12 protein-coding genes and 1 tRNA gene are annotated in these 12,752 nt (G+C 46.8%); 10 read left to right on the top strand and 3 right to left on the bottom strand.

What is annotated here, in order from left to right:
• Positions 1 to 11 precede the first annotated feature (11 nt).
• The 10 genes from D3H65_RS26030 (at position 12) to D3H65_RS25985 (ending at position 6,456) form a co-directional block, all read left to right on the top strand.
• A complete protein-coding gene (locus D3H65_RS26030; protein ID WP_119053106.1) occupies positions 12 to 602 on the top strand; it encodes a DUF6580 family putative transport protein in 591 nt (196 codons plus the stop codon).
• 129 nt (positions 603 to 731) lie between these two features.
• Positions 732 to 1,673, top strand: a complete 942-nt coding sequence (locus D3H65_RS26025; RefSeq protein WP_119053105.1) for an ABC transporter substrate-binding protein — start codon at positions 732 to 734, stop codon at positions 1,671 to 1,673.
• Positions 1,660 to 1,884 (top strand): cysteine-rich CWC family protein, encoded by a 225-nt coding sequence (locus D3H65_RS26020; protein ID WP_119053104.1) that lies wholly within the window; start codon positions 1,660 to 1,662, stop codon positions 1,882 to 1,884. The genes D3H65_RS26025 and D3H65_RS26020 overlap by 14 nt, the downstream gene beginning before the upstream one ends.
• On the top strand, positions 1,871 to 2,413 hold the full coding sequence (locus D3H65_RS26015; protein WP_119053103.1) for a bifunctional adenosylcobinamide kinase/adenosylcobinamide-phosphate guanylyltransferase: 543 nt from the start codon (positions 1,871 to 1,873) through the stop codon (positions 2,411 to 2,413). Before D3H65_RS26020 ends, D3H65_RS26015 begins: the two co-directional genes overlap by 14 nt.
• Positions 2,413 to 3,138 carry an adenine nucleotide alpha hydrolase gene (locus tag D3H65_RS26010; protein ID WP_245999590.1) on the top strand — a complete coding sequence of 242 codons (726 nt, stop codon included), beginning with the start codon at positions 2,413 to 2,415 and terminating at the stop codon, positions 3,136 to 3,138. The genes D3H65_RS26015 and D3H65_RS26010 overlap by 1 nt, the downstream gene beginning before the upstream one ends.
• On the top strand, positions 3,135 to 4,202 hold the full coding sequence (gene cobT / locus D3H65_RS26005; RefSeq protein ID WP_119053102.1) for a nicotinate-nucleotide--dimethylbenzimidazole phosphoribosyltransferase: 1,068 nt from the start codon (positions 3,135 to 3,137) through the stop codon (positions 4,200 to 4,202). Before D3H65_RS26010 ends, cobT begins: the two co-directional genes overlap by 4 nt.
• 65 nt (positions 4,203 to 4,267) lie before the next feature.
• Positions 4,268 to 5,080: an adenosylcobinamide-GDP ribazoletransferase gene (locus D3H65_RS26000; RefSeq protein ID WP_119053101.1), complete on the top strand. Its 813-nt coding sequence runs from the start codon at positions 4,268 to 4,270 to the stop codon at positions 5,078 to 5,080.
• A 76-nt stretch (positions 5,081 to 5,156) separates the two neighbouring features.
• Positions 5,157 to 5,759, top strand: a complete 603-nt coding sequence (cobC, locus tag D3H65_RS25995; protein ID WP_119053100.1) for an alpha-ribazole phosphatase — start codon at positions 5,157 to 5,159, stop codon at positions 5,757 to 5,759.
• A 39-nt stretch (positions 5,760 to 5,798) separates the two neighbouring features.
• On the top strand, positions 5,799 to 6,377 hold the full coding sequence (locus D3H65_RS25990) for a MarC family protein (protein WP_119053099.1): 579 nt from the start codon (positions 5,799 to 5,801) through the stop codon (positions 6,375 to 6,377).
• Between the two features lie 7 nt (positions 6,378 to 6,384).
• Positions 6,385 to 6,456: transfer RNA gene (locus tag D3H65_RS25985), tRNA-Arg, on the top strand.
• 167 nt (positions 6,457 to 6,623) lie between these two features.
• Here the strand turns inward: D3H65_RS25985 and D3H65_RS25980 are convergent.
• The 3 genes from D3H65_RS25980 to D3H65_RS25970 form a co-directional block, all read right to left on the bottom strand.
• Positions 6,624 to 8,087: a RagB/SusD family nutrient uptake outer membrane protein gene (locus D3H65_RS25980; protein ID WP_119053098.1), complete on the bottom strand. Its 1,464-nt coding sequence runs from the start codon at positions 8,085 to 8,087 to the stop codon at positions 6,624 to 6,626.
• Positions 8,088 to 8,107: 20 nt separating this feature from the next.
• Complete coding sequence (locus D3H65_RS25975) at positions 8,108 to 11,272, bottom strand: SusC/RagA family TonB-linked outer membrane protein (RefSeq protein WP_119053097.1); 3,165 nt, start codon at positions 11,270 to 11,272, stop codon at positions 8,108 to 8,110.
• Positions 11,273 to 11,731: 459 nt separating this feature from the next.
• Complete coding sequence (locus D3H65_RS25970) at positions 11,732 to 12,739, bottom strand: alpha/beta hydrolase family protein (protein WP_119053096.1); 1,008 nt, start codon at positions 12,737 to 12,739, stop codon at positions 11,732 to 11,734.
• Between the last annotated feature and the right edge of the window lie 13 nt (positions 12,740 to 12,752).

Raw genomic sequence — 12,752 nt, 5'->3', positions numbered from 1 at the left:
AAACAAACAATATGTCTCTGAAGAAATTCAATCCCCGTATGTTGGTACTGCTGGCTATTATGCTGCTGGCAGCTGTGTTGAGAATAGTGCTGACGAAGGAAGCCAAAATGGCGCCCCTGGCCACCTTTACCCCGCTGGGCGCCATGGCCCTGTTTGGAGGTGCTTATTTCAGCAAAAGCTACAAGGCCTACCTGTTTCCTTTGTTGACATTATGGATGAGTGATATCATTCTCAACAGGTTTGTGTATTATGGTGAATGGCGTTTCTTCTATGAAGGTTTTTACTGGACCTATGGCTCATTTGCCCTGATCGCATTTGCCGGTCAGTGGATCATCCGGAAAGTAACGGTTACCAATGTGGTACTGGCTTCTTTTGTAGCCGTACTCATTCACTGGATCGGTACCAGCCCCGGTTGTTTTGTGATCGCAGAATCCATGTATCCCAAAACCTGGAGCGGCTATTTTACCAGCCTGGTAGCAGCCATTCCTTATGAGTGGAATTTCCTGGTGGGCACCCTGGCCTACAGCGGCATATTCTTTGGCGCCTTTGAGTTGCTGCAAAGAAGGTTTACTTCATTACGACTTATCAACGGACACGCTTAAATAAAACAAGTGGCGAGTAGTGAGTGGCAAGCGGGGCTTATATACGGTCCTGCTCGCCACTTGCCATTTACCACTCTTCCCCTTTCCCTTTAGAATTACCATTAATATTCATACTTCAATCATACTTGTATGGTCGCCTGTTCCTTTCTTCCCGCTGCTACGCAAATGATCTATGATATGAACCTGCAACACCTGTTGCACGGCATCACCTTCGAATGCCCGCCCGCAGCCCTGGCCGAAAAAAGCAAGGTAGTACGCTGTGTACTGGAAGGCAAGCATTACAGCAGTATCGAGATCGACCGGATCTTTTCGGCTTCCAAGGCGCAAGGCAAAAGCCTGTACTATGTGGATGAGGAATTACTGCAATCCATCCAGCCCGATGTGATCTTTACCCAGGATGTATGCGAAGTATGCCAGATAGATACGGCCTGCACAGCAACTGCCGTGGCCAAACTGGATAAGCAGCCGCAGTTGGTACCCCTCACCCCCAATACCCTGCAGGACGTGTTTGGCACGGCCATCACTATTGCCAGCGCCATGGGGCAGGAGGAAGCAGCCTATCCTTACCTGGCAGCCCTGCAAAAAAGAATAGATACCATTATCGATACCTTAAGAGCGCACAAAGCACCGCCCAAAAGAGTAATGGTGATGGAGTGGGTAGAGCCCATTTACAATTGCGGCCACTGGATACCTTACCAGATAGCGTATGCCGGCGGCATCGATATGCTGTCCAACCCAGGTGGCGACAGTATTGTAACGCCCTGGGAAAAGATCGTGCGATACAATCCTGAAGTATTGGTGATAGCACCCTGTGGATTTACTATTGAACGTACGGCCGAAGAATTGCACCTGCTCACCAATAAACCTGAATGGGCCCAATTGACAGCGGTACAACAGGAAGCGGTCTATATAGCCGATTATGACCTGTTTACCCAGCCCAGCGCCAGCACGCTTACCGATGGCATTGAAATACTGGCATCGATGTTCCACCCCACCCTCTTTACCGTGCCTGCGCATTTACAACACAAGTGTACTTCGCTTTTTAAAACAAACGCCCATGTGCAAGCATGAACAAAAAAGCTGCCCCCGGTGTCAGCAGGCATTTGAATGTAAAGTAGGTGATGTACTCCAGTGTCAATGCTTTGGGATCAGCTTCAGCGAAGAAGAAAAAGCTTTTATTGAAGGGCGGTACAGCGATTGCCTGTGCAGGAATTGTTTACTGGAGCTGAAACAAAGCCCCGTTTTATTTACAGAGAAATTTTCATTGGATGCCAATAAATGATCAACAGCCCGGTATCATTTTCATTACCGGAGGAGCCCGTAGTGGTAAAAGTCGTTACGCCCAGGACCTGGCCCTGCAATTGAGCTCCTCACCCACCTATGTGGCCACAGCCCGCCAATGGGATGGTGATTTTCAGCAACGCATCAAACGGCACCAGGATGACCGGGATGAACGCTGGACTTCGGTGGAACAGGAAAAATACATCAGCCAGCTCGACCTCAATGACAAAGTAGCTGTAATAGACTGTGTAACGCTATGGCTCACCAACTTCTTTATCGACAACAAATACGATATTGATCTTTGCCTGGCCGAATGCAAGCTGGAGATCCAGCAGTTGTTGGAGCAAACAGGCACCTTTATTATCATCAGCAATGAGATCGGCATGGGTGTACATGCGGAAACGGATATAGGCCGCAAGTTTACGGACCTGCAAGGCTGGGTAAACCAGTATATTGCAGCCGAAGCGCATAAGGTAGTATTTATGGTGAGCGGCATACCGATGGTGATCAAGAACGTGAATAATCAATAATGCAGCACAAAGCATACATGAACTGGAGCGGCGGAAAGGATTCTTCCCTATGCCTGCATAAGATACTACAGGATGAGCGCTATAGCGTTGACAGCCTGCTCACGAGCGTCAATGCCGCGCATGACCGCATCTCCATGCATGGGGTGCGCCGGGAACTGCTCAATGAACAGGCCAGGTCGATCGGACTGCCCCTGCACACCATAGAATTGCCGGAACAACCTGGCATGCAGGAATATGAACAGGCCATGATGCAGCAGGTAACAGCGCTGAAAGCAGCAGGCTACACCAACGCGGTATTTGGCGATATCTTCCTGGAAGACCTGAAAATATACCGGGAACAAAAGCTGGCCACTGCCGACATACGATGTGTGTTTCCTTTATGGAAGATACCTACGCAGCACCTGATGAACGAGTTCCTGGCACTGGGCTTCAAAGCGATCATTGTTTGTGTGAATGAAAAGTTCCTCGACAGGAGTTTTTGCGGCCGGCTGATCAATGACTCGTTTGTACGCGACCTGCCGCCGGGTGTAGATGTTTGTGGAGAGAACGGCGAATATCATTCCTTTGTATTTGACGGGCCTATTTTCAACTACCCCATCCCTTATACAAAAGGAGAGATCGTGTACAGGCATTATGGAGCACCGCAAACAAGCGACAACTCCTGCAACCCTATGGATCAGCCCTCCACCTATGGATTTTATTTTTGTGATCTATTAAAGCCATGATAACAAATACTACTACCGCCTCCCTGCAGGCCGACCTGCAACACAAGATCAACAACAAAACAAAGCCGCCGGGCTCACTGGGCCTGCTGGAAGACATTGCGCTGCAAGTGGGATTGATACAGGAAACCACTTCGCCCATGATCGCCCAGCCCTATATGGTGATCTTTGCCGGCGATCACGGCATTGCCAAAACAGGACTGGTAAACCCCTATCCGCAGGCAGTGACTGCCCAGATGGTGTTGAACTTCCTGAATGGCGGCGCGGCCATCAATGTGTTTTGCCGGCAGCACCATATCACCTTACAGGTGGTAGACGCCGGGGTGAACTTTGACCTGATACCTGCTTCTACACAGCTGCGGGTGAAAGACGGCGATATTTTCATCAATGCAAAGATGGAATATGGTACCGGTAATTACCTGGAAGGGCCGGCGATGAGTGAGGCTGCAGCACTGGCAGCAATAGAGAAAGGGAAAGCCATTGTAAAAACAATTGCCGACAGGGGCACCAATTGCATTGGCTTTGGCGAAATGGGCATCGGCAATACTTCGTCGGCCTCTTTGATCATGAGCGCGGTGACGGGTATTTCCGTGGCAGAATGTGTGGGCCGGGGAACAGGCGCCAACAATGAACAGCTACAAACCAAAATAAATACGCTGGAGCAGGTGTATGTCTTTCATCGGCTACAGCAGCTTAGCGATCAGCCGATCAGGTTACTTGCTACGGTAGGCGGTTTCGAGATCGCCATGATGACAGGAGCTTATTTACAGGCTGCTGCGCAAAAAATGGTGATCGTAGTGGATGGATTTATCGCTACGGCAGCCCTGCTGCTGGCAAAGCAGCTTAATCCGTCCATCCTGTCCTATTGCATCTTTGCGCATACGAGCGGAGAGCATGGTCATGAAAAAATGCTGCAACACCTGCAGGCCAGCACCTTGCTGCACCTGGGTTTGCGATTGGGAGAGGGAACGGGCGCTGCGCTGGCCATTCCTTTGATACAGTCTGCTGTTAATTTCCTGCAGGAAATGGCTTCCTTTGAATCCGCCGGGGTCTCTAATAAAGAATAGTCCGGAAGTCGGAAAGTCCGGAAGTCAGTAAGAAGAAAAACTGGAAGTTTGTTAGTAATACAATTATGAAGAAAGAAATACGCATCTTCTTTACAGCTTTAATGTTCCTTACGCGCCTGCCAGTACCTAAGTTTACCGATCACTCGCAGGAGTACCTGGAGAAATCGGCCCGGTACTTTCCCCTCGTAGGCTGGATCGTAGCGCTCATCAGCGGCCTTAGCTTCCTGGTATTTAATAAATATGTGAGTGAGGATATTGCCATCCTGGCTTCTATCATCGCGGGCATCTTTACCACTGGCGCTTTTCATGAAGATGGCTTTGCTGATGTATGCGATGCGTTTGGCGGTGGCTGGACAAAAGAGAAGATATTAATGATCATGAAGGACAGCCGCTTGGGCACCTATGGTGTGACTGGACTTATCGGCATACTGGCTGCCAAATTCCTGTTGCTGAAAGAACTGCCCAAGTTTACCCCCGACCTTACTGACCCTTCCCTCAATATCTTTCTCAATTACAAGAACTTTCTGCTGGTACTGGTAGCGGCGCATGCCATCAGCCGGTTGATGGGTGTACTGACCATTTGCTTTTTTGATTATGTTACCGACCCCGATACCAGCAAATCGAAACCGGTAACCAGCAGTAAGCCATCCCGGGTGACTGTATTGCTTGCCATTGTATTTGCCCTGCTTCCTTTTGTTTTCTTAAGCTGGCATTTTGCACTGGCCATTATCCCGGTATTGTTCATCGCGTGGCGCCTGGCCCTGTATTTTAAGAAATGGATCGGCGGTTATACGGGCGATTGCCTGGGCGCCATGCAGCAGGTGAGTGAGTTAACATTTTACCTGGGGGTATTGATCGTATGGCGCTATGTTATCTAACAATATGTCAGCCTGAGCCCGTCGAAGGCGGCTTCGATAAACTCAGCCTGACAAAGCATTTACTTAATATTGTCCTATGAGTATTTATGTGATCCGTCATACTACACCGCTCATTGAAAAAGGCACCTGCTATGGGCAGGCTGATATTGACGTAACGGAAGGTTTTGAGGAAGAAGCAGGCATTATACGGCAATACCTGCCGCCAGACCTGCAGGCTATTTACAGCAGTCCGCTGCAACGGTGCAGGAAACTGGCAGATCATCTATTCCCGGCTTCGGCTATCCGGTTTGACCATGACCTGAAGGAGATCAATTGTGGTGAATGGGAATTACAAAGGTGGGATGATATTCCCCGGGCGGTGATCGATCCCTGGATGAATGACTTTGTAAATGTGTGTATTCCCGGTGGTGAAAGCTATGTACATGTATATGAGCGGGTAACCCGTTGTTTTAATGCGGTAGCTGCTACGGATACCGAGGCTGCTATTGTTACCCATGGCGGTGTGATCAGGAGCATCCTGGCCCATATTACCCATACTCCCTTAAAAGATTCCTTTGCTGCTTTTTCCCTGCATTATGGCTGTGTGGTAAAGATCGACCGGCAGGGAGCGGGTTTTCAATACGAGCTGCTGTCCAATATCAGTACGGGTAAGGAACAGCACAAGCCTAGTTATAAATAGTAGTATCTTGTATCCTCATTGTCAGCTAAATCTAATGCCATGGAATTGCGATTGGACGACCTGATAACTGTCACCTTCACTTTATTCGCCATCATCGATATTTTGGGGTCTATCCCCCTGCTGATCACCCTGAAGAAGAAAATGGGTGGCATCGATGAAATAAAAGCGACCCTGGTATCCGGCGGCCTGATGATCCTGTTCCTGTTGACCGGCGAGAAATTCCTGCAGATATTGGGACTCGATGTAGGCTCTTTTGCCGTAGCGGGCTCTATCGTGATCTTTATTTTGGGGCTGGAAATGGTACTGGGCATGGAATTTTTCAAAAGCGATGATAACCACAAGAGTGGCACAGTGGTACCCATTGCTTTCCCGCTGATAGCCGGTTCAGGAACGCTTACCACCATCATTTCCCTCTCCGCCAATTACAGCCAGTGGACGGTATTATTCGGCATTTTGATCAACCTGGTAATTGTTTTCCTCGTTTTGAAATCCCTGAACTATATTGCGAAACTTTTGGGACCGGCAGGATTATTAGCGGTGAGAAAGTTTTTTGGCGTAATTTTGCTCGCCATTGCCGTAAAGCTCTTTGCGAGCAATATAGGCACCTTGATAAAATAGTGCAATTGGCTTCGTAGTACAATGGATAGTATAAGAGTTTCCGAAGCTCCAGATCCAGGTTCGATTCCTGGCGAAGCCACAGAGAACCCTATTCGAGGGTATTAAAAAAGCGCCGGTCAGGCGCTTTTTTCTTTTCAACACGTTTCCAGTCATTGCGCCCCTTCCGGGCGCACCTGAAAAATACGAAGACCGACGCAGGAACGCGTCGGCCTTCGTTTAATCAAGTCAGCCCTGTAATGACCCCCATTAATACTGGGGGTTCTGCTGTGCCAGGATGCCTGGGTTTGCATTGATCTCTGCTTGAGAGATCGGTAACAGGGTCTTAAAAAATGTTCTGTCAATTGTTTTCGGACGGGTAGCTACTGATAAGCCGAGTATCTCATCATTGAATGTGATCGTTTTATTCAATCGTATCATATCAAAAAATCTTTGGCCTTCGCCAAACAGCTCTTTGCTTCTTTCATCGAGGATCATATCAAGCGTTACTGTTGCTGCCGTGGCGGGAACCACGTTGGGAGCACGTTTACGGATCGCGTTTAAGTAAGTAGCCGCTTTCAAAGCATCCGTAGGCAAAGCAGCTTCTGCAGCAATCAGGTAAACTTCAGATAACCTGATCAATTTAAGGTTTACTGCTGTAGCCGTTGCTTTACCATCACCAGCCAACGCAATGCTTCCGCTGTATTTGTACAAGGCTCCTTTTCGCGGATTACCTGAGGTAGAAAACTCGTCGTCATTCATAACACCCCATCTTACATCTGCAACATCTTCTTTTAACCGGGCCAGAAAATAATCACTGGCTATGAACCAGCCTAAAATAGTACTTCCGCCATCACCTTTCTTCCGGAGGTAAGCGCCTATAGAACCTGCGCCCAGATCTCCTTCAAGCGGATAAACACCGATCTCAAATATGGATTCCGAGCCATATTGTGCTTTCCAGGAATCTACCCAGGCAGCATTGCTATACAGCGTATATACATTACTCGTGATAATCTCCTCGGCTGCTTTTAAAGCATTGGGGTAGTCCTTCATATAGAGATAAACCCTTGCCTGCATAGCCAGGTTGCCGTAATAATTCACAAAACCATTGGATTTCGCTTTCCCCAATAACGGAGCGGCCGTTTTAAGGTCGGATAATATTTGATTGTAGTTCTCGTTAACCGTATTCCTGAGCGGCTGTGCTGTTGACTTTAAGGGCGTTGTAACATTTGGAACGCCATAGGCGTTTTTGTCAAGGTCATAAGACTTTCCATAAAGCCGAACCAGGTCAAAATACATGATCGCACGAAGTGTTAATGCCTGTCCTTTATAACTATTGTAGCCGGTGGCTCCCGCTGCTTCCAACTGGCCAATGTTTACAAGCAGGTTATTCACTTGTAACAGGGAAAAATAGATCTGCGACCAGTAGCCCGAATAACTGCCACTGGTAGCGGAGTGATTAAAGGTATACAATGCATCATTGCCTCTTCCCTGTGACGGGATGGTCATATCGCCCCCTTTTGCATCACCATAAAGTATGAAATTCCTTCCGTAGTAATCTGCGCTGCTCATGCTGCGCACTATACCATTGATCATTATCTGGGCATCGGCAGGAGTTTTGATCGATTCATTGGCATTAACCTGGTTGGTAGGCACCACATCGAGCGTTTTCTTACAGGAAAACAAACCAAGCGCAAACAGGCCGGTCATGAATATTCTCAGTGTATTATTCATTTTATAAAGAGTTTAACGAATTAGAAATTAAGGTCGATCCCGAATGTATAGATCTTTCCGATGGGCGTTTCCCATCCACGGGTTCCATACTGATTTACTTCAGGATCGGCATTTTTATACTTTGAGAATGTCAGTAAATTACTTCCGTTAAAGAATATCTTGGCACTGGTCAGGCCAACTTTACCAATCAAATTCCTGGGCAGGTCATAAGACAGGCTGATGTTCTTTAACCGTAAGAAGCTAGCATTGTACATTTGACGGGTGCTGTATTGCATCGGATCGGTCAGGTCAGTACCTCTGAGAAGCGGCATACTGCCGGATGTGTTTTCGGGCGTCCACATATCCTTATACAAAGATCCTATTCTGATCCTTTCCCAGTAATAACCATCATCGGCAACATCCTTGAAGGCGCCGTCGTACAATTTGCCGCCAATCTTATAAATAATGTTCAGCCCCAGTGTAAGACCTTTATAGGAAACATCGGTATTAAGCCCTCCATATACATCCGGCATTGCATCTCCTACAATCTTGTAGTTTGCTTTGTTGAATGTATAAGTAGCTCCCCTGCCATTGTATAAGAAGTCTCCAGCTTTTGAATCGGCCGGATTATTCACATACCAAACGTTGTTGCCATTCTTCGGATCTACACCGCCCCACTCATAGCCATATAAGCTTAGGGTAGAGAAGCCTTCTCTGTATATGAATTGCGCCCTGGCATCTCCACCTGTTGGATCATACCATATTATATCCCTGCCGCCATACAATTTGGTAACTTTTGATTGAATGAAGGAAGCATTCACAGACGCACTCCACCTGAGTGTATTGTTATCAATGATGTCTCCACCAATTTCAACCTCTATACCCTTGTTATTTATTTCACCTACGTTGGCCAGCACACTGGAAAAACCGGTAGTTGTTGAAGTAGGAACATCCTGCAAAAGATTCCTGGAATCGCGGTTAAAATATTCAATAGTACCTGTTAACCGCTGTTTGAAGAGGCCGAATTCCAAACCAATATTGGTGGTATAATTCGTTTCCCACTTAAGATCAGGATTGCCATTGGTAGACAGGTACCCCCCTGCATTGCTATTATACTTAAGGGTATAACTGGTTAATGATCTCCATCCAAAATTCTGTGAAGGCAAGGTACCATTGATGCCATAAGAAGCCCGTAACCTTAAATTACTAATTTCAGGCAACCCCTTCATGAACTCTTCATTGCTGATCTTCCAGGCCCCTGCCACTGACCAGAAATTACCCCAGCGGGTATCAGGCGCCAGTTTTGATGAACCATCCCGGCGGAAAGATCCTGAGAGGAAATATTTCTGTTTGTAATTGTACTCCAGGCGTGATAACAGAGAAACGATCGAGTTGCCATACTCATATCCGCTGGCCACAAAAGCACCAGCCGGAGATAAGGTGGTCAATACACTGGATGGGAGATTTGTTCCCGTTGAGTTTTGGAAGTTTGTTTTATTCTGCTCTACCTCAAAGCCTCCTAAGAATGTAAAATTGTGATCTCCGAAATTCTTCGCGTAATTGACTGTGTTGGAAGATACCAGTTTTGTGACGGTGGTACCTGTTTCAGTGATCGATCCATTGGTAGATACGCCGTTGTAATGAATGGCGCTGTAATACAAATGGTCCTTGATCTCGGAATTATCAAAAGAGAAAACAGACTTAACAGTTAATTCCGGCAGAATGGTAAGCAGGACTGTTTCGTTTACAGAAAATCTTTTGGTGATAGAGCTGTTTTCCCACTGATCATTGTAATAAAGATTGTTCTGCGCCAGACTTCCATACCTTGCGGTATATGGCAGACCTGTTTTGTAATCAGTTGGCCAATAAAAGGGCCATAACAGGTTTCTAACCTGGAAGAAGTAGTTGGCGCCTGTATTCCTGGTATCATTAAAGCCAGACTGTTTGTTCCTGGCAATACCGACATTGGTAGTAAACTCCAGGTGTTTTCCTACTTTCTGAGATATGTTGACACGACCTGAAATACGATCGAATTTATTGACCCGGATCCTGTTCTGGTCTTTTGTATAGTTGAGCGAAGTATAATAGGTTGTATTTTGATCACCGCCACTTACAGAGAGATCGTTGGTCTGGTAAGTACCTGTTCTAAAATAAGCATCATCCCAATCAAAATAGGTACCCTCGCGGTTTACGAGTCCATCCGTCATGCCGCTAATGATCACATTGTCGGACAGGCTTGTACCGGCGGTTGAAAATGTATATCCATGTTTATTGAACTTGGATTTGAGTTGATCGAGCGCATACTTATTGGCCTGGGCTGCAGTTTGACCGGCGGAAGTTTTATTGTCATACAATATTCTATACAACATATTTATTTGTTCCTGCGGACCTCCGGTTTCGTAGTTGTCCGTAGCCCATCCTGGTGTAACCCCAATGGAGGAAGACAAATGCACCACAGGCTTCCCTCTTTTACCACGTTTGGTAGTGATTACCACCACACCATTGGCTGCTCTTGAACCATACAGGGAAGAAGCGGCCGCATCTTTTAAGATGGTGATGGTCTCAATATCGGCCGGATTCAGGGTATTCATGATGTTATTGGAACCGATGTAGGAACCGCTCAGGTTGCCCTGATCGCCCGAAATAACGGGTACGCCATCAATAACATACAATGGTTCATTACTCGCATTCATGGAGCCAATACCCCTGATGCGTATGCTGGGGGTAGCGCCAGCCTCACCACTGGCAGTAGTTATTTGTACACCGGATGCTCTACCCACCAAAGCATTCTGGAAAGAGGTAGAAGGGACATACTTGATATCGTCTTGCTTGATCACCGAAGCAGCGCCGGTATAGGTGCCTTTTTTTGCGGTGCCATAAGCAACCACCATCACTTCATTGAGCGACTGAAAGTCAGCCTCCAACTCAATATTGATTTCGCTGCGTCCATTAATGGCAACCTCTTTGGTGTGGTAACTGGTAACCTGAAATACCAGCGTGGTCGCGTTGGCCGGGAGGGTAATTTCATACCTGCCATCTTTATCTGTAAGGGTGGCAGTCTTACTTCCTTTGACCTGGACCGTTGCGGAGGGTACAGGGTTTTTACTGGTGTAATCGGTAACAACACCTCTTATACTGGTTTGTGCATATGATGCAAGGCACCCTGTGAAGAGCACAAACAACAAGGTTGAAATTCGTTTGTTCATAGCTACTGTTTTGGTTAAAATTTGTATTTACAAAAGAATCTTAAACGATCTGCTCGCGTTGGTTTACCCAGGACGTTACCCAAGTTGAAACAGACTTATACCAGTAATCAATATTTGCCCTGACTTTGCGCATTTATGTCGAAAATTGCTGTTTTGTCTTGGAGGCACACATACAATGACTTAGGACAAAAATCATAAATCAGGTATTCAAAAAAACCGGTATTTTGTAAACTTAATTAAAAAGAAAATACCTAAATATTTAAACTTCCCGCAAAAAACCGCAAAAGCATTCATACACCAATAAGTCTTACACTAACCGGATAGGCCTGTGCTTAAACAATGAACATCTATGAAATAAGGCGAAATGCCTGAGAAAGGCGGATGGTCATTTATGCGCGCTTCCTGCATAATGTGACCATCCGTCCAATTAAAAAAAGTAGTATAGTTAGAGAAGTATGGTCACAACGTGCTGAAAAAGGTATTGATAGTGATTGCCATTTCCGTGTTTCCTGTGGCAATATTGTCGTGATCGCGATTTGGATAAATGAAGAGTTCTACCTGGTGCTGTAATCCAAGGGTCTTCATGGTATTGAATAACAACTCTCCTTGCGCGGCCGGGGTTATGCGATCGTTCTGAGCGCAATGTAATTGTGTTTTAGGCAGCCGGCTACAAAAATAAAGCGGGGATGAGGCGATCATCAGTTGCCGCACCCCGGCTATGGTAGTTGTTCCATTAATTAACCCGCTCATGAACTGCTCCCTATAGGTTGGATCATTATACAGCTGGGCAGTGAGGCCGATAAAATCTGCATTGAATGCCACCGCTGCTACCCGTTTAAACCGTTGGTCACGCTCACCGGCCAATAAGGCCACTATTCCACCCCGGCTACCCCCGCGGATCATCGCCCGGGCAGTATCTGCCTGGCTAAATAGAGCACCCACGGCATTCAGGGTTGCTATTACATCATCCGTAGCACCATCAAAGGCATCGAATCTCGATCCTTCCGACATGGAAGACCTATATTCTTTACCCTTCACACGCAAGCTAACATATTGACCTCTCATGGCAGGAACCACATAAACAAAAGGCAGATCTTCACCTGCCATTTCAACAGCGGAGGAATTTACCGGATCCTCTTTAGTACTATACCCGCCCACATAAAACTGCACAGGCACAGGATGATCCGTAACCGGCACCAGCACTCCGGCGTATTCTTTGGAGCCCAATAACCTGAAAGAGATAATATGTAACGACAACTTCGCAGTGATCACGTGCGTTTCTTCGACTGTTATTTCCTGGGGCACGAGGTTTCTTTTTGCCCACATGTCCGTAACTGCATTGATCTCCGTAGTAGTCGCAGACGCAAACAATGCTGCCTTATCATAACCTGCGAGTATGTCTTTCTTTTTACAAGAGATTAAACTACCTAATAGGAAGAAAAGTGCAATTCCGTGGTTTGCTTTCAAGGTGGTATGTTTC

The sequence above is a fragment of the Paraflavitalea soli genome (assembly GCF_003555545.1).
GTDB lineage: Bacteria > Bacteroidota > Bacteroidia > Chitinophagales > Chitinophagaceae > Paraflavitalea > Paraflavitalea soli.
The sequence above is the reverse complement of the archived record's forward strand: the minus strand, read 5'-3'. Positions and strand labels throughout refer to the sequence as shown.

What these genes read in the sequence shown, in the direction of transcription:
- D3H65_RS26025 (WP_119053105.1), top strand. Translation starts at nt 732, where the DNA reads ATGGTCGCCTGTTCCTTTCTTCCCGCTGCTACGCAAATGATCTATGAT.
- D3H65_RS25980 (WP_119053098.1), bottom strand. Translation starts at nt 8,087, where the DNA reads ATGAATAATACACTGAGAATATTCATGACCGGCCTGTTTGCGCTTGGT.
- D3H65_RS26000 (WP_119053101.1), top strand. Translation starts at nt 4,268, where the DNA reads ATGAAGAAAGAAATACGCATCTTCTTTACAGCTTTAATGTTCCTTACG.
- D3H65_RS25975 (WP_119053097.1), bottom strand. Translation starts at nt 11,272, where the DNA reads ATGAACAAACGAATTTCAACCTTGTTGTTTGTGCTCTTCACAGGGTGC.
- D3H65_RS26030 (WP_119053106.1), top strand. Translation starts at nt 12, where the DNA reads ATGTCTCTGAAGAAATTCAATCCCCGTATGTTGGTACTGCTGGCTATT.
- D3H65_RS26010 (WP_245999590.1), top strand. Translation starts at nt 2,413, where the DNA reads ATGCAGCACAAAGCATACATGAACTGGAGCGGCGGAAAGGATTCTTCC.
- cobC (WP_119053100.1), top strand. Translation starts at nt 5,157, where the DNA reads ATGAGTATTTATGTGATCCGTCATACTACACCGCTCATTGAAAAAGGC.
- D3H65_RS25990 (WP_119053099.1), top strand. Translation starts at nt 5,799, where the DNA reads ATGGAATTGCGATTGGACGACCTGATAACTGTCACCTTCACTTTATTC.
- D3H65_RS26020 (WP_119053104.1), top strand. Translation starts at nt 1,660, where the DNA reads ATGTGCAAGCATGAACAAAAAAGCTGCCCCCGGTGTCAGCAGGCATTT.
- D3H65_RS26015 (WP_119053103.1), top strand. Translation starts at nt 1,871, where the DNA reads ATGCCAATAAATGATCAACAGCCCGGTATCATTTTCATTACCGGAGGA.
- cobT (WP_119053102.1), top strand. Translation starts at nt 3,135, where the DNA reads ATGATAACAAATACTACTACCGCCTCCCTGCAGGCCGACCTGCAACAC.